Source organism: Kitasatospora sp. NPDC101157 (assembly GCF_044768255.1).
Lineage (GTDB): Bacteria > Actinomycetota > Actinomycetes > Streptomycetales > Streptomycetaceae > Kitasatospora.
In genome coordinates this window covers 28519-50766 of the sequence record NZ_JBIWPL010000026.1, presented here as the reverse complement: position 1 = coordinate 50766, position 22248 = coordinate 28519, and the positions used below count along the sequence as shown (strand labels likewise).

The window sequence follows — 22248 nt, the reverse complement described above, 5'->3', positions numbered from 1 at the left end:
CAGCCGCGACAGCCCGGTGAGGAAACTCAGGTGGCGACGGCGCGCTACCCGGGTAAGGTCGGGCAATGCCCGAGCTGAAGCGGCTGCATGCCGGCCATGCCCCGGCGGTCCTGGCCTTCGAGCTGGCGAACCGCGCCTACTTCGCTGCCTCGGTCCCCGACCGCGGCGACGACTTCTTCGACCGGTTCACCGACCGGTACGAGGCCCTGCTGGCCGAGCAGGACGCCGGCATCTGCGCCTTCCACGTGCTCGTCGCCGAGGACGGCTCGGTACTCGGCAGGTTCAATCTGGTCGACATCGAGGACCACACTGCGGAACTCGGCTACCGGGTCGCGCAGCATGTTGCCGGCCATGGCGTGGCGACCGCGACCGTCCGGGAGCTGTGCCGGCTGGCGGTCGCCCATTACGGGCTGCGCACGCTGCGGGCGGCCACTTCCCGTCGGAATGCAGCCTCCCAGAAGGTGCTGACCAAAGCCGGGTTCGTCGCTGTCGGCCCGGCAGACCCGGCCCATCTCTGCGGTGAGCCAGGCACCTGGTATCAGCGCGACCTGGCGCTCCCACCGGACAGCGCGGGCCGAGTGGGATGCCGACCGGGGACGTAAGGAAGAGCACGCACCCCGTCGGTGTCCAGCGCCAGTACACCGACACCGCCGGGGGGATCGAAAACGCTCAGGTCGCCGTCCACCTCCTCCGTTCTCCCCTTCGCCCATGATCCGCCCGAGGGCCTCGCGGGCTGGGCCGACGGGTGGGTGCCGAGCGGAACGGCCGCGAAGGCCGGGCGACGCCACAGGGCGAGCGCATCGCCCAACTCGCCTGCCGACGAAGGGGATTCGCCGCCGCCTGTGATCCGGCAGCCGGGACCCGCGAGCCGTCCGAAGTCCCGCAGGTCGACCGGACCGCCTTCGCTGTCGAGCACGCTGCCGCCGGACAAAACCCGGGAGCACGCGCGCTACTTCGTGGCAGAGGAGTTGGGGCCGCCGGTGGTTCCCATCCGGGCGAGTGAGCGGTCCGGGAGGGTGAGGAGGAGGAGCAGGGTCGCGCCGCAGAGCATGAACTGCGCGAGGTGGTGCAGCCCGCCCGTGGTGGCGCCGTGCGGGAAGAAGGCGGCGTTCGCGGCCGAGGCCGCCATCGCTCCGAGATACATGAAGGTCCGCAGCAGCCCGGCCGAGGAGGCGATGGCGGCCGGGTCGGCCTGGTGGTACAGCGCGGTCTGGTTGCCGAGCCCGATCAGCCCCTGCGGGATGCCCGCCAGCACTCCGACCGCGACCAGCAGGATCAGCGGGCTCGCGGGCCCTGTCAGCAACAGGGCGGCGCAGGCGGCCATCTGGAGCGCCGCCCCGACCACCAGTTTGCCGTGCACCGCCGGACTGCGACCGGTCAGACTGGAGACCGTGAGCGCACTGAGCGAGAGCGGGAGCAGCACCAGCCCCGCGGAGGCGGCGCTCAACCCGCGCCCCTCCTCCAGCCACTGGGTGTAGCCGTAGAGGAAGGCGTAGGCGGCGGTGTAGCCGAGCCCTTGCCGCAGATAGGTGGCGACCAGCGGACGGTTGCGGGCGAGCGCCCGCAGGTCGATGAACGGGCTGCGGGCCCTGAGCTCCCGCACCGCGAAGCCGAGGCCGGCCAGCAGGGCGAGCACCGGCAGGTACCAGCGGGCGGAACCCGGCTTCATCACGAACAGCATCGACGCCAGCAGGAGGACGGCGAACAGCGCGATCCCGGCGTGGTCGAGCCGCTCCCCGCTGTCCCGGCGCGGAGGCGCGAGCGGCAGCCGAAGGGCCCCGAGCGCCAGGCAGGCCAGCGCCAGCGGGACGTTGACGGCGAAGATCGTCCGCCAGCCGCCCAGCCCGATCAGCAGCCCGCCGAGCGTCGGCCCGACCACGGCGATGGTCTGGTTGGCGACGGCGAGCACCGTCAGCACCCCGGTGGGGCTGCTCCGGCCGGTGCGCTCGGCCTCACTGCGGGTGAGGTGCATCGCGGCGGGGTAGGCGGCGGAGGTGCCGATCCCGAGCAGCACCCGGGCGGCGATCAGCAGGCCGAAGGAGGGCGCGAGCGCACCGACCAGTCCGGCGAGGCCGACCAGGGCCGTGCCCACCAGGTAGAGCCGGCGCGGTCCGTAACCGTCCACCAGCCGTCCGATCACCGGCTGGCCGACGGCGGTGGCCAGGTAGAGCGCGGTCACCAGCCAGGCGGTCTCGGCGGGCGGCGCGCCGAAGGCGGTGCCGACGGGCACCAGGGCCACCGCGATCATCGAGGAGTTGATCGGGTTGAGCACCGAGCCCAGCACCATCGGGGCGAGCAGCCGGCGGTTGAACCCACCGCCGTCAGTCGGCTTCCGGTACTCCTGACGGCGCGACCGCAGTCGCGCCAGCACTGTCGACCGGCCGGTCATCGCCGGTTCAGCCGATCCACCAGGCGCAAGGCCGCCAGTACGGTGGCCCGTTCGGCCTCGGTGAAGTCCTCCTGGAACGCTCGGGCCAGCCACTCCTCGCGCGCCCTACGGCTGTCCGCGATCCACGCCAGCCCGGTGTCGCTCAGGCCGACCAACTGGCGGCGACCGTCCTCGGGGTCGGGACGGCGAACGACCAGCCCGTGCCCCTCCAGCACGGCCAGCGTGGCCGCCATCGACTGCGGGCGGACCCGCTCCGCGGCGGCCAGCGCACTCGCGGAGGCCGGTCCGTCCGTGATCAGGCGGCTGAGTACGGCGGTCTGGGAAGGGGTGAGGCCGCCGGCGCCCTGCCCCTTCTCCCGGAGGGTCCGGCGCAGCCGGCTGAAGACGGCACGGAGCTCCCGGGCGGCCGTCGAGGCGGAGTCCGCGCGTCCGGCGATACCGGGGCGCCGGGCGGGACGGGCCGGACCGGCGGGACCGGCGGGGGCTTCAGGGACCGCTGGGGCGGTTCGTTTCTCGGTCACCGTTCCACGCTAATTTCATCAGTCCAAGCTGTCCAGCTTTGCTGTACATATTCTCGGCGGACTCCGCCGCCCCCAGGCCCCCGGCCCCCGGCCCCCGGCCCCCGGCCCCGATAATGGCGTCATGATCGACACGCAGCTCCGCATCGTCCTCGCCGAGGACTCGGTGATCCTCCGGGAGGGGATGGTCGAGCTCCTGACCGCCCGCGGCTGCGCGGTGGTCGCCACCGCCGGAACCGCCCCCGAACTGGTCACCGCGGTCACGGAACACCGGCCCGACGTGGCCGTGGTGGACATCCGGATGCCGCCCACCCACACCGACGAGGGCATCCGGGCCGCGGTCGAGATCCGGGCCACCATGCCCGAGGTCGGGATCCTGGTCTTCTCCCAGCACGTGGAGACCGCCTGGGCCGCCCGGCTGCTGGCCGACGGCGCGGCCGGCATCGGCTACCTGCTCAAGGAACGGGTCGCCCGCACCTCCGAACTCGTGGACGCGCTGCACCGGGTGGCCACGGGCGGCACGGCGCTCGACCCGGAGATCGTCAACGGGCTGATGCGCGGCGGACGGCGCAGCCTGGTCGAGTCGCTCACCGCCCGCGAGCGGGAAGTGCTGGAACTGATGGCCCAGGGCCACTCCAACCGCTCGATCGCCGGATTGCTGGTGGTGTCCGAGCGCGCGGTGGAGAAGCACGTGGCGGCCGTGTTCACCAAGTTCGACCTGCCCGCGACGGAGGCCGACAACCGGCGGGTCAAGGCCGTCCTGGCCTACCTCGCGGAGACCGGAGCCTGAAGCTCGGATCCTGAGGTTCGGAGCCTGAGGTTCGGAGCCCGAAGCTCGGACCCCGACGTCCGGAGCCCGAAGCTCAGATCCTGACGCCCGAAGCGTGAGGTCCGGAACCTGAGGCTCGAAGCCCCAGCGGCCCCGACCCACCGCCGCACCCGAGGCGCTGCCCTGTCCGGGGCCGCCCGCCCTATCCGGGGCACCGCGCCGCCGTCCGGCGGGATGCGTCACAGGCTGCTCGGCAGCTCCGCGGTGACGACCGTCGGCCCGCCGGGCGGGCTGTCCACCCGCAGCACCCCGTCCACCGCCGCCAGCCGCTCGGCCAGCCCCGCCAGCCCGGTGCCCGTGCCCCGTCCGATCGCGGCGCCGCCGCGCCCGTCGTCGCGAACCGTCAACCGGACCCGCCCGTCGGCCGCGCTCGCGCTCAACTCCCCCGTTCGCGCGCCGCTGTGCTTGGCAAGGTTGGTGAGCAGTTCGGCCGCGCAGAAGTAGACCGCCCGCTCGATCACCTCCTCCGGCCGCTCCCGTAGGTCCAGCCGGACCGTCACCGGCACCGGTGAGGTGGCCGTCAGGCCGGGCAGGGCCTCCGCCAACCCGGCATCCAGCGCCACCGGATGGATGCCCCTGGTCAGCCGGCGCAGCTCGGCGATGGTGTCGTCGGTCTGCCCGCGCGCCCGGTCGACCAGAGCGCGCAGCCGCCCGAGGTCGGGGCCGGACGCGTCCCCGGCCGCGGGCCTGGAGGCGCCGGCCCGGCCGGGCACCGCGCCGCCTTCGGGGGCGGGCGCGGGCGCGGGCGCTTCCGGCTCGCCGAGGGCGTCGTCGGCCAGCGAGAGGGTGATGGCGAGCGCTACCAGCTGTGCCTGGGTGCCGTCGTGCAGGTCTCGTTCGAGCCGCCGCAGCCGGTCGGTGCTCTCGGCGAGCAGCGTGGCACGGGCGTTCTCCAGCTCCCGTACCCGCTGCTGCGAGCGTGCCGGCCCGAGCAGCCCCCGTGCCAGCGCACGGTTGGCCCGGCTCAGAATCCGCAGTGCGGCCGGGGCGGCGGCGAGGACCGCGAGGCCGACCGGTGGCCCGGCCACGTCCAGCCAGTCGACCGTTCGTGGGCCCGGCTCCAGCAGCCGCACCCACAGAGGGAAGCCGGCCAGCCACACCGCGCTCAGCGGTAGCCCGACCGCCGCCAGGAAGCCGAGCACTCCGAGCGGCAGCCGTAGCAGGAGGTAGAGGAGCGCCCGCCAGGCCACCGGATCGGTCAGCACCACCCGCCCCCGGGCCAGTGCCCCCGAGGGCCGCGCCAACGGCGGGGGCGCAGCGACGGGTTCGCCCAGCAACCGGCCGGCCAGCCGTCGGTGCAGCCCGCCGATGCCTCGCGCCCCGACCAGGGCGGCTACGACGAACGGCAGCCCCAGGACGGTGAGCGAGAGCAGGGCCCCGGCGTAGAGCACTGCCACGGCATAGACCGCGCCCAACACGCCGAGCGGCAACCCGAGGACGGCGAACGCCACCTCACCGCCCCGCACCGACAGCCCCCGCCGCCACCGAGTCACCACACGCCTCACCATTCGATCAACCGGCCCCCAGCATCCTCCAGGCGCCGCCCGAAGCGCCGCACGCCCGGACCATCCGTCACCCCACCACTCCCTCACTTCCGTTCGCCACCGTTTGCCTCGCTCCGGGCCTCCGTTCACCTCCTCACACCCGTTCGCCGCCCACCTCCTCCACCGCACGCCCACCGATCGCCCAGAGCCCCGTGCCGACGATCCCCGGCACCGTCAGCACCGCCGCGCCGGCCACCACCCAGCCGCAGGCCGCGCCCGGCACCACCGGCAGTACCGAGCCGGTGACCGCCACGCTGAACGCCCCGGTCGCCGCGCCCGCGACGGCCGCCCCCAACAGCACGCCCACCACCGTGGTCAGCGCGGCCTCGACGGAGAGCATCCGCAGCAGCTGCCGCCGCGTCGCCCCGACCAGCCTGAGAAGTGCGAACTCGCGGCGCCGGTCGGCGGTCAGCGCGACCAGCGTGTTGACCGTGGAGACCGCCGCGAAGCAGACCAGCAGGCCGAGCTCCGCCTGCCGCAGCCACACGTCGCTGGCCTTGGTGACGCTGGTGGCGGCTCCCGTCGCCCGGGCCGCCTGCTCGGCGGTGCTGGTCATGATCAGCATGGTCGCCGCGAGCCCGACCAGCAGCGCGACCGGGACCACCGCGGAGGAGAGCCGCGCCGCGTGGCCGCGCAGGTTGGCGTCAGCCAGCCAGCCGGTCCGCGGGAGCAGCAGCCGGGCCGGGGCACCGAGCACCGTCGCCAGCAGCCGGGCCGCGACCGGCCCCAGCAGCGCGACCGCGACCAGCAGCACCAGCGAACCGAGCATGGCCGCCTGCCCCGCCTTGTCCAGTTCCCCGGCCGGTCGGCCGGCGGCCAGCCGCAGCAGCAGGACGCCGCCCGCCAGCACCACCGCGCCTGCCAGCAACCGCACCACGCCGGTCCGGCGCTGCCCGGCCGCTCCATCGGTGAGCGCGGCGGCCGGGGCAGGCCGGGTGATCCGCCGGGCCGTGAGCGCGGTGGCCGCGAGGCCGACCAGCAGTGCCACCGCGAGCGCGACGAGCACCGGCACCGGCGTCCCGGGTATCCGCAGGCCGGGTGCGGCCATTCCGCGCCGCTGCAGGGCGGCGAGAAAGGCCCGGGCGGCCAGCAAGCCACCCGTGCAGCCGGGCACTGCCGCCACCAGCACGGTCGCCGTGACCTGGGCGCGCACCAGCCGCCGGATCTGCCGGGGCGTGGCCGCCACCGTCCGCAGCAGGGCCAGCTCGCGGTGCTGCTGGCGGAGCGTGAAACCGAGCGCGTTGACCACCACGAACAGCGCGACCAGTACGGCGATCTCGCCGAACGCTCCCGCGATCACCGCCAGGCCGGGGCCGTCCACCGGCACCCGTGCGACGGCTCGTGGAGCCGCGACCTGTGCCGCGACCAGCGAGCCGAACAGCGTTACCGCCCCCGTTGCCAGGAACAGCGCCACCGCCAGCCCGGCGAAGGCCGCTGGTCGGCGCCGGATCTGCCCGACCGCCAGGGCCGGAACGGTACCGATCACCGCACTCACCCGCCCAACCTGCTCAGCCGCTCACCCACCTGTGCAGCCGTCGGCCGGGCCAGTTCGTCGACCAGGAAGCCGTCGGCCAGCAGCAGCACGCGGTCCGCGTACCCGGCGGCCACCGGATCGTGGGTGACCATCACGCACGTCTGCCCGTCCGCGTCCACCCCCGCGCGCAACAAGTCGAGGATGTCGTGCCCGGTCGCCCGGTCCAGCGCGCCGGTGGGCTCGTCGGCGAACAGCACCTCGGGCCGGGCCACCAGTGCGCGGGCGATCGCCACCCGCTGCTGCTGGCCACCGGACAGCTCGCCGGGCCGGTGCCGTTCCCGCCCGGCGAGGCCGACCCGGGCGAGCGCCTCCCGCACCCGGGCCCGATCCGGCGGGCGCCCGGCCAGCCGCCCGGGCAGTTCGACGTTCTGCGCGACCGTCATGGCGGGCATCAGGTTGAAGGCCTGGAAGACGAACCCCACCCTGGTGCGCCGCAGCTCGGCCAGCCTCCGCTCGGGCAGCCCGGACACCTCCGTGTCGCCCCAGCGGACGGTGCCCCGGCTGGGGCGGTCCACCCCCGCCAGGCAGTGCAACAGGGTGGTCTTGCCCGAACCGGAGGGCCCCATCACCGCCGTGAAGGTGCCCGGCGCGAAGGCCACGGACACCCCACGCAGCGCCCGCACGGCGGCCGCACCCCGCCCGTACTCCCGGTGCAGCCCCTCACCGGTGAGCGCCGCACCCGTCACTCCGCCCCGCGCCGCCCCGACGGCGGCTGTCGTCATCCCGTTCATGCCCCCAATCCTGGACATCCGGGACCATCGGGTCGATTGTGCTGGCACCCCAATTCGGGGTTCGGAAAACCGAACCCCGCAGGTGGTGCTACATCCCCTCGGGCCGATTCCGTCCACCCGGCGCGCAGCGGGGCCGCCCGCTGCGGGCGGCGCGGAAATGGGGCTGCCGAACGGGCTCCGGAGGAGGGATCATGATCCGGTGACCATCGACCTGCTCCCCGGACGCGGCGTCCGTCTGCCCGCTCCGTTGCCCGAGCTGCGGTTCGGCCTCTCGGAGGCGGCCGTGCGGGCGCTGCTGGCACCGCACGGTGAGCTGCTGCCGGGCGGGGTGCGCCCGGTCTTCGTCTGCGGCTCGCGTTGGGCGCTGGCCTTCCAGCTTCCCGGGGTGACCGTCACGCTCTCCTCCGGCCGCGACAACGGCAGTGACGGTGACAACGACTACGACTACGACTACGACAGCAACAACGGCGGCGACAGCGAGGTCCTTGAGGGCGTCGGGGTGTGCCGGAACCCGGACGACGACCGCCCCACCTGCCCGGTCGGGTACCTCGGGATCGACGTCTTCGGCTGGCCCGCGCACGAGTTGGCCGAGGCGCTGCGCGCCGAGGGCCTGCCGGTGGCCGGTCCGGACCACGGCACGCTGCGTCACACCCACCTCTACCTCCACCGGGGCGGGGCCCGCCCCGCGCGGCCGACGCCCGGCCGGAAGCCGCGTCACGAGACCCCCTACTACTTCGACTACGTCTCGCTCCACCGCACGGCGGCCGAGGCCGCCGTCACCGCGCACCCGACCGGCGGCGCCACCGGTCCGCACGACGCGGCGTTCCTCCCCCGGCTGGAACTCTCCGCCCGCCCGGCCGATCGGCCGATCACCGGACCGGTCCCCAAGCTCGGCGGCGAGCCCTGCTGGCTGACCGAGCCCACCTGGCCGCTCTCCCCCGACACCGGTGAACCGCTGGTGTTCATCGGGCAGTTCCCCGTTCCGGGCGCGGAGGGCCGACTGGCGTACCTCTTCCTGGCGGAGGAGGACGGCGTCATGGGCGGCCGGGATCCGGAGGCCGGCGACGGCGTCCTGCTGATCCAACCCGGCGGCCGCACACCGCCGTTCGCCGTCATCGGCCCGCCCGGCACCCGGGGCCGCACCCTCTGGCGCCGCGACGGGACCACCCCGGTCGAGTTCCGCCTCGATCTGCTGCCGCTGTCCGCCGAGGCCGACCGGTCGATGGACCAGCGCGCCGCCTTCCAGCGGTACCTGCGCGAGGAGGGCCCCGAAGTGCCCTTCCCGGACGGCGAGCACGTGTACGACCACCTCGGCGGCCTCCCGTCCTTCCCGAGCGGACGGGCCGGCGTGCCGCCGCCCTGGCGCTACCTCTTCGCACTCTCGGACGCCCCGGACGACGACGACCCGTACTTCCTGAACTTCGGTTACGGCGTCGGCTTCGGCTTCCTCAGTCCGGACGGCCTGGAGGGCCGCTTCTCCTGGGAAGCCACCTGAGCCTGGGAGGCCACCCCGACCCGGGGAAGCCACCCGACCCGAGGAAGCCACCCGACCCGGGGAGGCCACCCGACCCGGGGAAGCCACCGGCACCATGCCCCGCCTGCACCCGCATGCCCGACCCCCTTCAAGGAGCCATCGTGACCACCACCCCCCTCACCGTCGCCGTCCTCGGCCCGGGCGGCGTCGGCGGACTGATCGGCGGCCTGCTCGCGCGCGACGGCCACCGGGTCGTCTGCCTGGCCGGCGAGCAGACCGCGGCCGCCCTCGCCCGCGACGGGCTGCACGTGCGCAGCGACCAGTTCGGCGAGTTCACCGCCCGGGTGGAGGCCGTCACCGAACTGCGCGAGCCGGTCGACGCCGCCTTCGTCACCGTCAAGGAGACGGCTCTGCTGCCCGCGCTCGACCGGATGCCCCCGGAGGCCCTCGGCTCCGCGATCGTGGTGCCCCTGCTCAACGGTCTGGACCACATGGCGGTGCTGCGCGAACGCTACCCGGCCGGGCGGGTGGTGGCCGGGACGATCCGGGTCGAGGCCACCCGGACCGCCCCGGGCCGGATCGAGCACACCAGCCCGTTCGCGGCAGTCGAACTCGCCGCGCCCGTCGAGGAGTTCGCCGAACAGCTGCGGCACACCGGCCTCGACGTCACGCTGCGCGAGGACGAGACCGCGATGCTCTGGAGCAAGTTGTCCTTCCTCGCCCCCTTCGCCCTGCTGACCACCCGGCACGCCGACGGCATCGGTCTCGTGCGCACCGAGCACCGGGGCGAACTCCTCGCCGTCCTGGACGAGATCGCCGCCGTCACCGAGGCGGTCGGCGCCCCGGCCGACGCCCGGACGCTGCTCGCCGCCTTCGACCGGATCCCCGGGACGATGAAGTCCTCGATGCAGCGGGACGTCGAGGCGGGTCGGCCGACCGAGCTCGACGCCATCGGCGGCGCGGTGCTGCGGGCCGCCGCCGCGCACTCCGTCCCCACTCCGACCATCACCCGCCTGGTGAGCGAACTCTCCTAGCGGAACGGCGGATCGCGGTTGCGGGTCGGCCGGCGACAGGAGTAGAACTCCTCGGGTGACGCCAGCCGACCACCGCAGCACCCCCGCGTGGAGCCACGTCGAGGAGTTCCTCCGCGCCCACGACGCCGACCGGATCCCGCACCCGGGCGGTACCCTGCTGGAGCACCTGACCAGGGTGGCCGCCCTGCTGGCGGACTGGGGCACCGACTCCGCCGTCCAGGCCGCCGGTCTCTGCCACGCCGCCTACGGGACCGACGGGTTCGACGGCGCCCTGCTGACCCTGGACGAACGGGACACCCTGGTCGAGCTCGTGGGCGAGCGCGCCGAGGCACTCGTCTACCTGTACGCCAGCTGCGGCCGGGCCGCCGTCTACCCGCGGCTGGGCCGGAACGAAGTGCCGCTGTTCCACGACCGGTTCACCGGGCAGGACCACACCCCACCGGAGGAAGACCTGCGGGCCTTCCTCGCGATCACGGCCGCCAACGAGCTCGACGTGTTCGCACACAACGCCGAGCTGGCCGACCGCTACGGCCCGGCCCTCTACGAACTGCTGACCCACACCAGGGACTTGCTCCCGACTGCCGCCTGGCAGGCCTGGCACGGAAGATTCGGACAATCGGCTCGTTCGACCTGACGAGACGTCAATACACCCTCCCGAACGCGATTTTCGCCCGACCGTTCACTCGTCATGCCGGAACCACCGCACGAGAGCCGAGCGTTCTCGAAGGCGGGAGGGATACAGACATGACGAAGAAGCCGTACCGACTTGCCGCCGCCGCGACCGCACTGGTCCTGGCGGCCCCCTTGTTCACCGCGTGCAAGGACGCCGACCAGGCCCTCGACTGCGGAAAGCGGGCGATCAGCCTCACCGGCGATGTCCAGGACCTCACCGACTCTGCGCTCAACGTCGGCCAGATCACCGACGAGAGTCGACGCCAACACACCGTCGACGCCCTGAAGAAGATCGTCGACGACACCAAGAAGATCCGCAAGGACGGGGACGGCAAGCTCGACGCAGCCACCGACAAGCTGTCCAAGGCCGTCGACAGGGCCCAGGACGCCGTCTCCCACGGCAAGGAGCCCGACTTCGGACCGATCGGCGAGGCCGCCGGCGAACTCACCAAGGCGTGCGCCGGAGCCTGACCCCAGCGGCCGGGAGCGCCGACCGACCCCCGCGCTCCCGGCCCGTCGCCACTGCCCGGCCTGCCGCGACCCGCCACCACCGCCCGGCCCGTCGCCATCGCCTGCTGCCGTCCGGCCCGTCGCCATCGCCTGCTGCCGTCCGGCCCGTCGCCACTGCCCGGCCCATCGCGGCAGGGCGCCACCGCCCGGCCTGTCGCCGCCCGTCCGACCGCCCCCAGACGGTAGGAATGGGCACGGACCGAACCGCACCCCGGAGGTACCGGTGAACCACCCGATCCTCGACCAGATCCAGCAACTGCGCGCCGAGCTGGCCCCCGGCGACTCCGTCCCCGCCCTGGTCACGGCACTCGCCGAGGGCAGCGCCCAGCTCACGGCGGTGGCCGAACTCGCCGCCCAGCAGCACCGGATCATCGCCTCCGACCGGCGCAGCCTGCTGCTGCTCGCCACCCGCTGCGCGGACCGGCCGCTCGGTGCCTGGTTCGCCACCCTCGCCGAGGGCGAGAGCGCCGCGCTGCGCACCCTGCCGGCACTGGCCGCCGCCTGCGGAGTGGACGAGCGGACAGTGGCCGACCGGCCGCCGCTGCCCGGCTGCCAGGCCTACCCGGCCTACCTCGCCTGGCTCGCCCTGAACAGTGTGCCGCCCGCCGCGGCCGCCGCCCTGGTCGCCAACTTCGCGGCCTGGGGCGGCTACTGCGCCACCGTCGCGCAGGCCCTGCGCCGCCACCACGACTTCTCCGACGAGGCCTGCGCGTTCTTCGACTTCTTCGCCCAGCCCGCGACCGAGCTGGAGCAGCAGGCCGCCGACGCCCTCGGGCCGGACCCACTCGACGGCCGCACCCTGGCCACCGCCCGGGAGTACGGCCTGCTGCTCCAGGCCTACGAGCACCTGTTCTGGTCCACCCTGAGCGGGTGACTCACGCCTGCGCAACCGGCGTGAGCACCCCGACGAAGTCGCTCCTGCCGACCCGTCAGCCCTGGCGGCTGGGCAGCATCGCCAGAGCCTGCGAGCGCTGTGCGACGAGATCGTCGTAGGTACCCTCGCGCTCGGCCCAGCGGTGCCCGAGGACGCCCTTGACGAGGATTTCGCGCGGGGTGGGGTCCTGGGAGAGCAGGTCCATGACCTCGGTGGCGAAGTCGTCGAGCGGCAGCGCGTGGGGGTTCACCTTCTCCTGGCCCGCCGTGGCGACGGCCGGGGGGACCAGCTCGACGACACCGACGCCGGTGCCGTCGAGCTGCGCGCGCAGTGCCTCGGAGTAGGCGTGCACCCCGGCCTTGGACGCGGCGTAGCTGGGCATGGGCGGGAAGGGCAGGAAGGCGATGCCGGAGGTGACGGTGACGAAGGTGCCGGCGCCCCGCCTGATCAGGTGCGGGGTGAAGGCGTCGACGACCCGGATGGTGCCGAGCAGGTTGGTGTCGACGGTCGTCGCCGCCGCCTCGAAGTGCGCGGGGTCGCGCAGGTCCTCCAGCAGCATGACGCCGGACATCGTCACCACGGTGTCCAGCTCGGGGTAGCGGGCGAGCGCGGCGTCGCGGGCGGAAGCGACGGAGGCACTGCTGGTCACGTCGATGCTGATCGTGCCGAAGCCTTCTTCGGCCAGTTCCGTGAGTGCCTGCGGGTTGCGGCCGCCGATGGCCACGGTGCTGCCCGCCGCAGCGAACCGCCGGGCCAGCTCTCGCCCGATGCCCGAGGTTCCGCCGACGACGAGAACGGTGCGGTTGGAGAGATCCACAAGATCTTCCCTTCGATCCAGGGCGCCGCCGGGGGTCGGGCCCGCGGCGGCGCCAGGTGGTGCTCCCGTCTCTTTCAGGACGGTGCTCTCGCAGTCTTGACGGCAGAAGCCCGGCGCGGCAGGGCCCCGGTCTTCCCTGGTCCTGACAGGGCCCCCCTGGGACCCGCGTGCAGCACTACGGTGTCGGTATGAAGGATGAGGGTTCCGGCAACCAGCTCGGCAGCTACCTCCGTGCCCGCCGTGGGCTGGTCTCCCCGGCACAGGCGGGACTGCCGCCGGGCGGCAACCGCCGCGTTCCCGGCCTGCGCCGTGAGGAAGTCGCCCTGCTCGCCGGAATCAGTCCCGACTACTACCTGCGCCTGGAGCGCGGCCGGGACAAGAACCCCTCACCGCAGGTCCTCGAATCACTCGCGCGCGTCCTCCAGCTCGATGACGTCGAACGGACGTATCTGCTCGGCCTCGCGGCGGCACGCCCCAGGGCGCCGCGTCGCAAGCGGCCCGAGCACGTACCGGCACGGGTGCACGAGCTGCTCGCCCACCTGCAGATCCCCGCGTTCGTCGAAGGGCGCGCGTTCGACGTCCTGGCCTCCAATCCCATGGCGGTCGCGCTCTCCCCGCGCCTGCGGCCCGGCCAGAACCGGCTTCGTTCCCTCCTCCTCGATCCCGAGGAGCGCGCCTTCCACCAGGACTGGACCAAGGCCACCGCCGATTTCGTCGCCGCCCTGCGCACCACCATCGGCGACGACACCGACAACGTCCGGTTCGTCGAGCTCGTCGGAGAACTCGCACTGTCCAGCCAGCGGTTCCGCACCCTGTGGGCCCGCCACGACGTCCGCACCCTCGACGGGGGCACGACAACGGTCCACCACCCCGTCGTCGGCGAGCTACGCCTGCACCGCGACAAACTCCCCGTCGACGACGTCATCCTCGTCGTCTACTACCCCGACAAGGACAGCGACAGCGACGAGAAACTGCGGCTCCTCGCCTCGCTCGCACACACCGAGCCCGCCCGCACAGCACAGGACAGAACAGCGCACTCCCGGCGCCCGAAGACACCCTGACGTGATCGCGCTCACCGACGACACGGGCTGCCTGGTCCGGGTGAGCGCGGTCCGGCCGGGACGCACCTCGGAGATCACCGCGTGCCGCCACGACGAACTGACCGCCCATCTGCCGACGCGTCGGCGCTCTCCTATTCTTCCCGTATGACGAGCGCTCAGCACGATCCCGAACGGGACGGCGCCATGGCACGCAGTGCCATCGACGCCTACCTCACCAACCGCGCGCGGTACTGGGAGCGGGCCGCTCAACAGACGAAGGCGGCCGATGCCCTGGCCGTGTACCGGGCCGCGCGCAACCGGCTCGCCCGGTGGAAGAGCGGAGGCGTCGTGGACGACTGGGTCGCGAGCGCCGTCGTCGAGGCCGCCGAGCAGGACGCCGCCCGAATCGGTCGCGAGGCCGCCGCCGCGGGGACCGGTCCGGCTCTGCACGCAACCGCCGTCCGTCACACCGAGGCGATCCGGCGCTGGCTCCGCGCCCAGGGCCACGGGCTCGCCGACAACGCGCCGGAGAAGGCGTAGCCGCACACCCATGTCCTGCGGCCGGGAGCCCCCACCGTCAGTACGCCTCGCACGACCAGGCGAGGGTGAGGCACCCCGGTCCGCTGCGAGGCCGGCCCCTCTGGCGACCCTCCCGGCGGGCGGGGAGAATGGTGATCGCAAGGATTGCCGCCGCGAGACGCGGAGGTGGTAACTGGTGTGAAGAGCTCCCCCCGCCCCGCCGAGTCCGCCGCGCCGCTCGCGCCCGGGCCCGGTGCCGGTGAGAAAGGGCTCAGGTCGGGCGCTCTGGGGCTGTTCTCGTCGGTGGCGATCGGGATCTCCTCGACCGCGCCGGCGTACAGCCTCGCGGCGACGCTCAGCCTGATCGTGGCCCGGGTGGGGCTGCAGGCTCCGGTCATCACCATGCTGGCGTTCGTGCCGATGCTGCTCATCGCGTACGCCTACCGGGAACTGAACGCCTCCAACGCCGACTGCGGGACGACCTTCGCCTGGTCCACCCGCGCGTTCGGCCCGCACGCCGGCTGGATGGGCGGCTGGGGTCTGATCGTCGCCGACGTGATCACCATGGCGAACCTGGCCGAGATCGCCGGCATCTACGGCTTCCGGCTGGTCGGACTGGAGTCGCTGGCGGCCAGCCGGGTGTGGACCACCGTGGCCGGGGTGGTCTGGATCGCCCTGATGACGGCGGTCTGCTACGTGGGCATCGAGGTGTCGGCGGCCCTGCAGCGCTGGCTGGTCTGCCTGGAGGTCGCGACCCTGCTGCTTCTCGCCGTCACCGCCCTGGTCAAGGTGTACACCGACGGCCCGCCGACCCTGGTGCACGTCTCCGCCTCCTGGTTCGATCCGCTGAACGTCCCCTCCCCGCGGGCACTGACCACGGGGGTGCTCGCCGCCGTGTTCATCTACTGGGGGTGGGACACCGCGCTCACCGTCAACGAGGAGACCGCGGACAGCCGGCACACCCCCGGGCGGGCCGCCGTGCTGTCCACCGTCGTGCTGCTGGTCCTCTACGGTCTGGTCTCCACCTCGGCACAGGCCTTCGCCGGGGTCGGCACCACGGGCATCGGGCTGGCCAACCCGGACAATTCCAGAGACGTGCTCTCCGGCCTCGGCGGGGCGGTGTTCGGCACCACCGGGCTCGGCCCCGTGTTCACCGAACTGCTGATCCTGATGGTGCTGACCTCGGCGGTCGCCTCCACCCAGACCACCATCCTGCCGGCCGCCCGCACCGTCTTCTCGATGGCCGCGCACAAGACCGTGCCGGCCGGTTTCGCCCGGCTGCACCGCCGGTTCCTGACCCCGACCTGGTCGACCGTCGGCATGGGGCTGGTGTCGATCGTCTTCCTGGTGCTGCTCACCTCGGTCAGCCACGACGTGCTGGCCGACTCCATCGACTCGGTGGGCCTGGCGATCGCCTTCTACTACGGTCTGACCGGCTTCGCCTGCGTCTGGTACCACCGCCGGGTGCTCACCCGCAGCCTCCGGGACCTGCTGTTCAAAGGGGTCCTGCCCGGCATCGGGGGGCTGATCATGCTGTTCCTGTTCTGCTACGCCGCCTTCCGCGTCTACGCCGCCCCCGACTACGGCGCGACCTCCGTCCGGCTGCCGTTGCTCGGCCGGGTCAGCGGGGTGACCGTACTGGGGCTGGGCTCGCTGCTGATCGGCCTGGCGCTGATGCCGGTGGTCACCTGGGGGCACACCGCGGCGCTGCGGCTGCAACGCAGTCTGCTGCCGCATCGGCTGCCGGCGCTGAGCGCGGTCGAGTCGGCCGGCCGCTACCTGCCGGCCGACACCCGCTCCGGGGTGGGCGGCGACTGGTACGACGTCATCCCGCTGTCCGGCAGCCGGGTCGGCCTGGTGGTCGGCGAGGTGCTCGGCCACGGCCTGCGGGCCGCCGCCGCGATGGGCCGGCTGCGAGCCGGCATCCGGGTGCTGGCCCGGCTGGACCTGGATCCGGACGAGCTGCTCACCCACCTGGACGGCATGGTGCGCGAGGAGGACGACTCAGGCAATCCGCGCGGCGTCGGCGTGACCTGCCTGTACGCGGTGTACGACCCGGTCGACGGCCGGTGCAGCATGGCCCGGGCAGGCCACGCGCCACCTCTCGTGGCCGACCCGGCGGGCGGCGTCCGCTACGCGGAGCTGCCGGCCGGGCGGCCGCTGGGGCTGGGCGGCCCGCCGTTCCAGAGCGCCGAGCTGAACCTGCCGGCCGGCAGCCTGATCGCCCTGTACACGGACGGCCTGATGCAGTCCGTCGACGGCCGACGCGGGCTCGCCGAGACGCTGGCCGGGTCCCGCCGGCCGCTGGAGAGCCTGTGCGACGAGGCGCTGGCGACCCTGCTGCCCGGGCCGGTGGGCGACGACGCCGTCCTGCTGCTGGTCCGCATCCGCCGGCTCGGCGCCGGGCAGGTCGCCGACTGGGAGCTGGCGCCCGACCCGGCGGAGGTCGCCCGGGCGCGGCTCCTGGTCGCCGAACGGCTGGACGAATGGGGCCTGGCGGAGCTCGTGTTCACCACCGAACTGATCGTCAGTGAGCTGGCCACCAACGCGATCCGGTACGCCGCCGGGCCGATCCGGGTCCGGCTGATCCGGGACCGCAGCCTGATCTGCGAGGTCTCCGACACCGGGCACACCTCACCGCACCTGCGCCAGGCCGCCCGGGACGACGAGGGCGGGCGCGGTCTGTTCATCATCGCCCAGCTCACCGAGCGCTGGGGCACCCGCTACACCGAGGACGGCAAGACCATCTGGGCCGAGCAGGCCCTGCCCGCCGAGGGCTGACGACCGCGACCGGCCCGACCGCCCCCGCCCGGTCCTGGTCATTCCCGCGACCCAGGTCGCCTGCCGGTTTTCCACGACGGCTGGGCCGACCGCGACACCGCCACCCGGACGTCGACCGCCCGCCCCGCCCCGGCCCGGTCCGCCGCTTTGACCGAAGACCGGCTGACCACGCCTTCCACCGCCTGGCCCGCTGCGCCCCAGCGCGCCACCGCCGACATCGACCGCGTCACCGTCCTGCACGCCCTCGGCGACCCCGTGCGCAGGGGCCGCCCGAGGGGGCCGGACCCGTTCAGGGGGTGAGGATGGCTGGGAGAGCCGCATCGCGCACGTCAGCGCCTCGTCCCGGAAGGTCTCCACCTGGCCCACCTCGATGAAGACCGGTGGCGTTGGAAGTGCGGGCAGCGGGCGGCCGCGAGCCGCGCCGGTGGCGCGCCCGTCCAGGGCGGGGTCCGGATGGCGGTGCAGTAGTTCGCCGTGGGGGCCAGCAGTGGCACTTCGTCTGTGAGTTCCTCAACCGGCTGCAGGCCGCCCATGACGCCGGCCGGGCCCCGGCTGTTCGGCGGAACCGGCGGGTGGACGGTCTCACGGAAGACGTTTGACAGAAAACTGGTTAGGCGCCATATTACTTGCATGGCACAGCAGGACGCGGCGCACGGCACCCCCAGTCTCGACCAGGCCCGCCGGCAGATCGCCCGGTACGGCCTCACGGCCGATCCGCAGGCGGTCCTGGTGGCGGCGCGACTCATGGCCGCGGGCGCCCGACTCGGCCAGGCGGGGGAAGCGCACTTCGCGCGATTCGGCCTGTCCACCGGGCGCTACCGGCTACTGGCCGACCTGGAGGACCACGGCGGCGAGAAGTCGCCCTCCCAGCTGGCCGCCAGCCTCGGCGTCTCGCGGGCGACCGTGACCGGGCTGGTCGACGGCCTGGAGCGCGAGGGCCTGGTCGCCCGCCGGCCGGCGGTCGAGGACGGGCGGGGCAACGTGGTCATCCTGACCGCGCGCGGCGCCCAGCGTCTGCGCGAACTGGCCCCCGAGCACTACCGGCGGATGCAGGCGATGGTCGGCGGACTCTCGCCCGAGGAGCGGGCGGTGTTCCTCGACCTGCTCGCCAGGCTGGTCGACGGCATGGCCGCCCTGACCGCCGACTGACGCACGCCCCACGGCGGGTCGGCACGCTTCCCCAGCGTGCCGCCCGCCGCCCTTTTCACGGCCTTAAAGTTAGGCACCTAAGCACTAATAGTTAGCCACCTAATCACTTTGGAGGGGCCATGCCCACGAAACACCGATCAGCCGGCCCACCACCGCCGTTCGTCCTGTGGCGCGAGGTGCTGGTCGCCTACGCCATGCCGGCCGTCATGGCCGCGGCCGGCGGAGTGGCCAGCGGCCAGCTGCAGCTGGTGATCGCGGCCCTCACCACCATCGCGGGCACGTCGGCCGTGGTCGCCGGCGCCCTCGGCGCCAGGTTGCGGCGCCGTCCGGACAGCTCCTGGGCGGCCCGCGCGCCACGCCTGCCGCTGGCGGCCGGGGCGGGACTCGGTGCCGCCGTGCTCGCGTCCCTGCTCGGCTGGGCGGGCGCACGCTGGCTGTCGGACCTCCCGGCGCTGGCCGGCAGCCCCTGGCCCGCCCGGCTCCGCCTCGACCTGCCGATCTCCGCCACCATCGCCGCAACCATGATCACCTGGCGCTGGCGCGGCACCCGCCGTCACCCCTGACGAACCCCCACCCATCCCGGAGGAACACGACATGATCGTCATCATGGGAGCATCCGGTGCCACCGGCAGTGCCACCCTGCGCAGTCTGACCGGCCTCGGCGTTCCGGCACGGGCGCTCAGCCGGGACCCGGACCGCCTGCTCGGAAGCCTGGACGGGCGCACCCGCCACCTCGTGGAGGCGGTGCCCGCCGACGCGGGCGACCCCGCATCCCTGCGCGCGGCGTTCCGCGGCGCGAGGCAGCTCTTCCTCACCATGGCCAACGGCCCCCACCAGGTCGAGCACGAGCTGCGCGTCGTCGACCAGGCACTGGCGGCAGGCATCGACCACATCGTCAAGGTGTCCGCCCCGGCCGCCGAACCGGACTCCCCCGTCGCCGTCTCTCGCGGCCACCACCGCATCGAGCAGTACCTGCGGGCATCCGGCGTCACCGCGACGGTCCTGCGGCCCTACGCGTTCATGCAGAAGCTGCTCCTGCTCGCGCCCGGCGTCGTCCACGCCGGCCTGGTACACGGAGCGATGGGCGACGCGCGCTGCAACTACATCGACTGCCGCGACATCGGCGACGCGGCGGCGGCCGTCCTCACCCGTCCCGAACTTGCCGGCGGCACGTACCCGCTGACCGGTGGAAGGGCATACAGCCACCCCGAACTCACCTCTTTGCTCAGTGAGTTGACCGGCCGGCCGGTCAACTACCTCGACCTGCCGCCGGCCCCGTTCCACGCACACCTGGTGGAGCGGGCCGGGATGCCCACCTGGCTGGCCGCCCATGTGGTGGAGATCCAGCAGCTCGCGGTGCTCCGCCCGGAGAGCCCGGACGACACCGCCACCCGGCTGACCGGGCGTGCGCCGCGCACCCTGGAGGCGTTCCTGCGCGAACACCTCGCCGCCTTCCGCTGAGCCCGGACGCGTGCGGCCCAGGACCGGCGCGGGCGTGACCCGTGGCTAGGCGCCATGCCGTGACCGGCGGCGTCGAGGAGACCGACCGGGCGGGCTGTGGTGCGACGGTGGCCAGGCCGGTCCGGGCTGCCGAGACCACTGATCACGACCGCCGGCCGCCCGCCCGCGATGCCGGCTTCCTCCGCGCCCACGACGGCACGGCACGACCGCGGTTGGCGTGCCCGGACCGGTCACGCACGGGACGCGAGGTGCCGCCAGTCGTTCCACGTGTCGAGCCGCTTCCGATAGGCCGCCTCGACCACCGGATAGGGGTAGGTGCCGAGGAAGAGCCGCAGGGGAGGTGCGTCGGTGTCGACGAGTTCGAGGACGACGGCGGCCGTGTCCCGAGCGTCCTGGGGCGTCCGGGCGGAGGCACCGGCCCGGCGCGCGGCGCGGACGGGTTCGTAGGCGGGGAGCGGCTCGGTGTGCACGGCCGAGGCCCCGGACCAGTCGGTGTCGTAGGGGCCGGGTTCGACCAGGGTCACGTGGATCCCGAAGGGGGCGACCTCCTGGGCCAGGGCCTCGCTCATCCCCTCCAGGGCCCACTTCGAGGCGTTGTACAGCCCGAGCGTGGGGAACGCGGCAAGGCCACCGAGGCTGGAGACCTGCAGGATGTGACCGCTGCCCTGGGCCCGCAGGTACGGCAGGGCCGCCTGCGTCACCCACAGCGGGCCGAACAGGTTGGTGTCGAGCTGGGCGCGGGCCTGTTCCTCGGTGGTCTCCTCGACCATGCCGAACAGGCCGTAGCCCGCGTTGTTGACGACCACGTCCAGGCGGCCGAAGGTCTCGGCGGCCCGCCGCACCGCAGCAGTGACGGCGGTGCGGTCGGTCACGTCGAGTCTCAGGGGGAGGACGGCATCCCCGTGGGTGTCCAGGAGGGGCCGCAGCGTTTCGGGATCACGTGCGGTGGCGGCGACGCGGTCGCCGCGGTCGAGAGCGGCTTCGGCCCAGACGCGGCCGAAGCCGCGGGACGCGCCGGTGATGAACCAGGTCTTCATGACGTCGAGCCTGCGCCGTTCGCACCTTGGCAGCCAGCACCCCCGCAGGGTTACCCTCACGGCATGGCGGCCGACAATCCTCTGGGAGACTTCCTCAAGGCCCGGCGCGGACGGGTCGCTCCGGCGGACGTGGCGGTGCCCGCCGGCGGACGCCGCCGGGTGGCGGGACTGCGCCGGGAGGAACTGGCCCGGCTCGCCGGAATCAGCGAGCCGTACCTGGTCCGGCTCGAACAGGGCGTCGACCGGCATCCCTCGCCCCAGGTGCTGCGCTCCCTCGCGCGGGCGCTGCAGCTGGACGCCGACGCCTCCGCCCACCTGTACGCCCTCGCCGGTCCGGCCCCTGAGCCGCCGTCACCGACCGAGGTCTCCCCGGACGTGCACCGGCTCCTCGACGCGTGGACCGGCCTGCCCGCGTACGTGCGGAACCGGCACTTCGACGTACTGGCGGCGAACAAGCAGGCCCGCGCGCTCGCCCCGATGTACGAGCCCGGCAGCAACCTGGTCCGAGCGGTGTTCCTCGACCCGGCGTCCCGGCGGCTCTTCCCCGACTGGGCGGAGGTGGCGGCGCAGACCGCAGCGGCCCTGCGCGCCGAAGCCGACCCGCGCGACCCCGGAACCGTCCGCCTGGTCGCCGAACTGGAGACGGACGAGGAGTTCCGTCGTCTCTGGACGCGGCACGAGACGCGGCCCGCCCGGGACGAACTCAAGCGCTTCACGCACCCGGTCGTCGGCAGTCTCGCTCTGCGGAGGCAGGCCCTCACCGTCGGCGGCGCCGAGCACCAGGTGGTCATCGTGTACCAGGCGACGGCCGGCAGCCCCTCCGAGGCGGCCCTGGCACGCCTCCCGTGACGCACCGGACGCCTGCCACCGGCCAGGGACCTTGACGGGTCGATGGCGGACGACCGGGCCGCGACCGGCTTTGCCCCGGCGCCCTCGCCGGCCCTGGGTGCTGGTCGGTCAGGTGTTCCGGGTGCGGGCTCGGGGGCGGCGGATTTGACGCGGTTCTGGCAGGCGCGGGAGCAGAAACGGCGGGTGCCGTTGCGGGAGGTGCCGGCGTGGACCCGGTCGCAGGCAGGGGCCGCGCACAGTCCCAGGCGGGAGGCGAAGCGGCTACCCGGAGCAGCGGCCAGACCGAGGGTGAGGCGAACGGCCCGGTCGGAGGCCTCGTCACCAGGAGCGCTGCGGACCGGGCCCGGACGAGCTGGCCGTCACCACCGCCCCGGGCCACCCCTTGCCCGACGCGAGCAGCCCGGCGGCCGGCCGGTTCCGGCCTGAGTGAGCGGGCGGGTCGACCGCGAAGTCTGGCGCGCGGGCCCCGGGGGGTGCCCGTCCGCC

Annotated in this window: 21 protein-coding genes and 1 pseudogene; 14 read left to right on the top strand and 8 right to left on the bottom strand. The window is 73.8% G+C overall.

Annotated features, from left to right (window positions below):
- Window positions 1–65 precede the first annotated feature (65 nt).
- Window positions 66–602 carry a GNAT family N-acetyltransferase gene (locus tag ACIRVF_RS34845; RefSeq protein WP_402827130.1) on the top strand — a complete coding sequence of 179 codons (537 nt, stop codon included), beginning with the start codon at window positions 66–68 and terminating at the stop codon, window positions 600–602.
- Window positions 603–949: 347 nt separating this feature from the next.
- Here ACIRVF_RS34845 and ACIRVF_RS34840 read toward each other — a convergent pair whose 3' ends face one another.
- Complete coding sequence (locus ACIRVF_RS34840; protein ID WP_402827127.1) at window positions 950–2389, bottom strand: MFS transporter; 1440 nt, start codon at window positions 2387–2389, stop codon at window positions 950–952.
- Window positions 2386–2826, bottom strand: a complete 441-nt coding sequence (locus ACIRVF_RS34835) for a MarR family winged helix-turn-helix transcriptional regulator (protein WP_402827311.1) — start codon at window positions 2824–2826, stop codon at window positions 2386–2388. Before ACIRVF_RS34835 ends, ACIRVF_RS34840 begins: the two co-directional genes overlap by 4 nt.
- A gap of 205 nt (window positions 2827–3031) precedes the next feature.
- Between ACIRVF_RS34835 and ACIRVF_RS34830 the strand changes: the two genes are divergently transcribed.
- A complete protein-coding gene (locus ACIRVF_RS34830; RefSeq protein WP_402827124.1) occupies window positions 3032–3697 on the top strand; it encodes a response regulator in 666 nt (221 codons plus the stop codon).
- 218 nt (window positions 3698–3915) lie between these two features.
- Here the strand turns inward: ACIRVF_RS34830 and ACIRVF_RS34825 are convergent, their stop codons facing one another.
- The 3 genes from ACIRVF_RS34825 to ACIRVF_RS34815 form a co-directional block, all read right to left on the bottom strand.
- Entirely contained in the window at window positions 3916–5229 is a 1314-nt protein-coding gene (locus ACIRVF_RS34825) for a sensor histidine kinase (RefSeq protein ID WP_402827308.1), read from the bottom strand.
- A 145-nt stretch (window positions 5230–5374) separates the two neighbouring features.
- The gene (locus ACIRVF_RS34820; RefSeq protein WP_402827121.1) at window positions 5375–6775 is read right to left on the bottom strand and encodes an FtsX-like permease family protein; all 1401 of its coding nucleotides are present in this window, start codon (window positions 6773–6775) and stop codon (window positions 5375–5377) included.
- The gene (locus ACIRVF_RS34815) at window positions 6772–7536 is read right to left on the bottom strand and encodes an ABC transporter ATP-binding protein (protein ID WP_402827305.1); all 765 of its coding nucleotides are present in this window, start codon (window positions 7534–7536) and stop codon (window positions 6772–6774) included. The genes ACIRVF_RS34820 and ACIRVF_RS34815 overlap by 4 nt, the downstream gene beginning before the upstream one ends.
- 208 nt (window positions 7537–7744) lie before the next feature.
- Between ACIRVF_RS34815 and ACIRVF_RS34810 the strand changes: the two genes are divergently transcribed.
- The 5 genes from ACIRVF_RS34810 to ACIRVF_RS34790 all read left to right on the top strand — a co-directional run bounded on the left by ACIRVF_RS34810 (window position 7745) and on the right by ACIRVF_RS34790 (window position 12109).
- Entirely contained in the window at window positions 7745–9040 is a 1296-nt protein-coding gene (locus ACIRVF_RS34810) for a hypothetical protein (RefSeq protein ID WP_402827118.1), read from the top strand.
- Between the two features lie 113 nt (window positions 9041–9153).
- Window positions 9154–10053 carry a ketopantoate reductase family protein gene (locus ACIRVF_RS34805; RefSeq protein ID WP_402827115.1) on the top strand — a complete coding sequence of 300 codons (900 nt, stop codon included), beginning with the start codon at window positions 9154–9156 and terminating at the stop codon, window positions 10051–10053.
- A gap of 55 nt (window positions 10054–10108) precedes the next feature.
- Window positions 10109–10687 carry a DUF6817 domain-containing protein gene (locus tag ACIRVF_RS34800; protein WP_402827112.1) on the top strand — a complete coding sequence of 193 codons (579 nt, stop codon included), beginning with the start codon at window positions 10109–10111 and terminating at the stop codon, window positions 10685–10687.
- Between the two features lie 110 nt (window positions 10688–10797).
- Complete coding sequence (locus tag ACIRVF_RS34795) at window positions 10798–11196, top strand: hypothetical protein (RefSeq protein ID WP_402827109.1); 399 nt, start codon at window positions 10798–10800, stop codon at window positions 11194–11196.
- Between the two features lie 262 nt (window positions 11197–11458).
- The gene (locus tag ACIRVF_RS34790) at window positions 11459–12109 is read left to right on the top strand and encodes a transcriptional regulator (protein ID WP_402827106.1); all 651 of its coding nucleotides are present in this window, start codon (window positions 11459–11461) and stop codon (window positions 12107–12109) included.
- A 55-nt stretch (window positions 12110–12164) separates the two neighbouring features.
- Here ACIRVF_RS34790 and ACIRVF_RS34785 read toward each other — a convergent pair whose 3' ends face one another.
- Window positions 12165–12926, bottom strand: coding sequence for an SDR family oxidoreductase (locus tag ACIRVF_RS34785; RefSeq protein ID WP_402827103.1), 762 nt, complete (start codon window positions 12924–12926; stop codon window positions 12165–12167).
- A 188-nt stretch (window positions 12927–13114) separates the two neighbouring features.
- On the opposite strand from ACIRVF_RS34785, the gene ACIRVF_RS34780 reads away from it, so the two are divergent.
- The 6 genes from ACIRVF_RS34780 to ACIRVF_RS34755 all read left to right on the top strand — a co-directional run bounded on the left by ACIRVF_RS34780 (window position 13115) and on the right by ACIRVF_RS34755 (window position 19876).
- Window positions 13115–13987 carry a helix-turn-helix transcriptional regulator gene (locus ACIRVF_RS34780; protein ID WP_402827100.1) on the top strand — a complete coding sequence of 291 codons (873 nt, stop codon included), beginning with the start codon at window positions 13115–13117 and terminating at the stop codon, window positions 13985–13987.
- A 144-nt stretch (window positions 13988–14131) separates the two neighbouring features.
- The gene (locus ACIRVF_RS34775; protein WP_402827097.1) at window positions 14132–14506 is read left to right on the top strand and encodes a hypothetical protein; all 375 of its coding nucleotides are present in this window, start codon (window positions 14132–14134) and stop codon (window positions 14504–14506) included.
- A gap of 177 nt (window positions 14507–14683) precedes the next feature.
- Window positions 14684–17266, top strand: coding sequence for a SpoIIE family protein phosphatase (locus tag ACIRVF_RS34770; RefSeq protein WP_402827094.1), 2583 nt, complete (start codon window positions 14684–14686; stop codon window positions 17264–17266).
- 630 nt (window positions 17267–17896) lie between these two features.
- The gene (locus ACIRVF_RS34765) at window positions 17897–18415 is read left to right on the top strand and encodes a MarR family winged helix-turn-helix transcriptional regulator (protein ID WP_402827091.1); all 519 of its coding nucleotides are present in this window, start codon (window positions 17897–17899) and stop codon (window positions 18413–18415) included.
- A gap of 119 nt (window positions 18416–18534) precedes the next feature.
- Window positions 18535–18978, top strand: a complete 444-nt coding sequence (locus tag ACIRVF_RS34760) for a hypothetical protein (protein ID WP_402827088.1) — start codon at window positions 18535–18537, stop codon at window positions 18976–18978.
- Window positions 18979–19009: 31 nt separating this feature from the next.
- Window positions 19010–19876, top strand: a complete 867-nt coding sequence (locus ACIRVF_RS34755; RefSeq protein WP_402827085.1) for an NmrA family NAD(P)-binding protein — start codon at window positions 19010–19012, stop codon at window positions 19874–19876.
- 230 nt (window positions 19877–20106) lie between these two features.
- On the opposite strand, the gene ACIRVF_RS34750 is transcribed toward ACIRVF_RS34755, so the two are convergent.
- Window positions 20107–20913, bottom strand: coding sequence for an SDR family oxidoreductase (locus tag ACIRVF_RS34750; RefSeq protein WP_402827082.1), 807 nt, complete (start codon window positions 20911–20913; stop codon window positions 20107–20109).
- A gap of 63 nt (window positions 20914–20976) precedes the next feature.
- Between ACIRVF_RS34750 and ACIRVF_RS34745 the strand changes: the two genes are divergently transcribed.
- Window positions 20977–21762 (top strand): helix-turn-helix domain-containing protein, encoded by a 786-nt coding sequence (locus ACIRVF_RS34745; protein WP_402827079.1) that lies wholly within the window; start codon window positions 20977–20979, stop codon window positions 21760–21762.
- Between the two features lie 146 nt (window positions 21763–21908).
- Here the strand turns inward: ACIRVF_RS34745 and ACIRVF_RS34740 are convergent.
- Window positions 21909–22001, bottom strand: a pseudogene (locus tag ACIRVF_RS34740) (CGNR zinc finger domain-containing protein); the annotation flags it as partial.
- Window positions 22002–22248 lie beyond the last annotated feature (247 nt).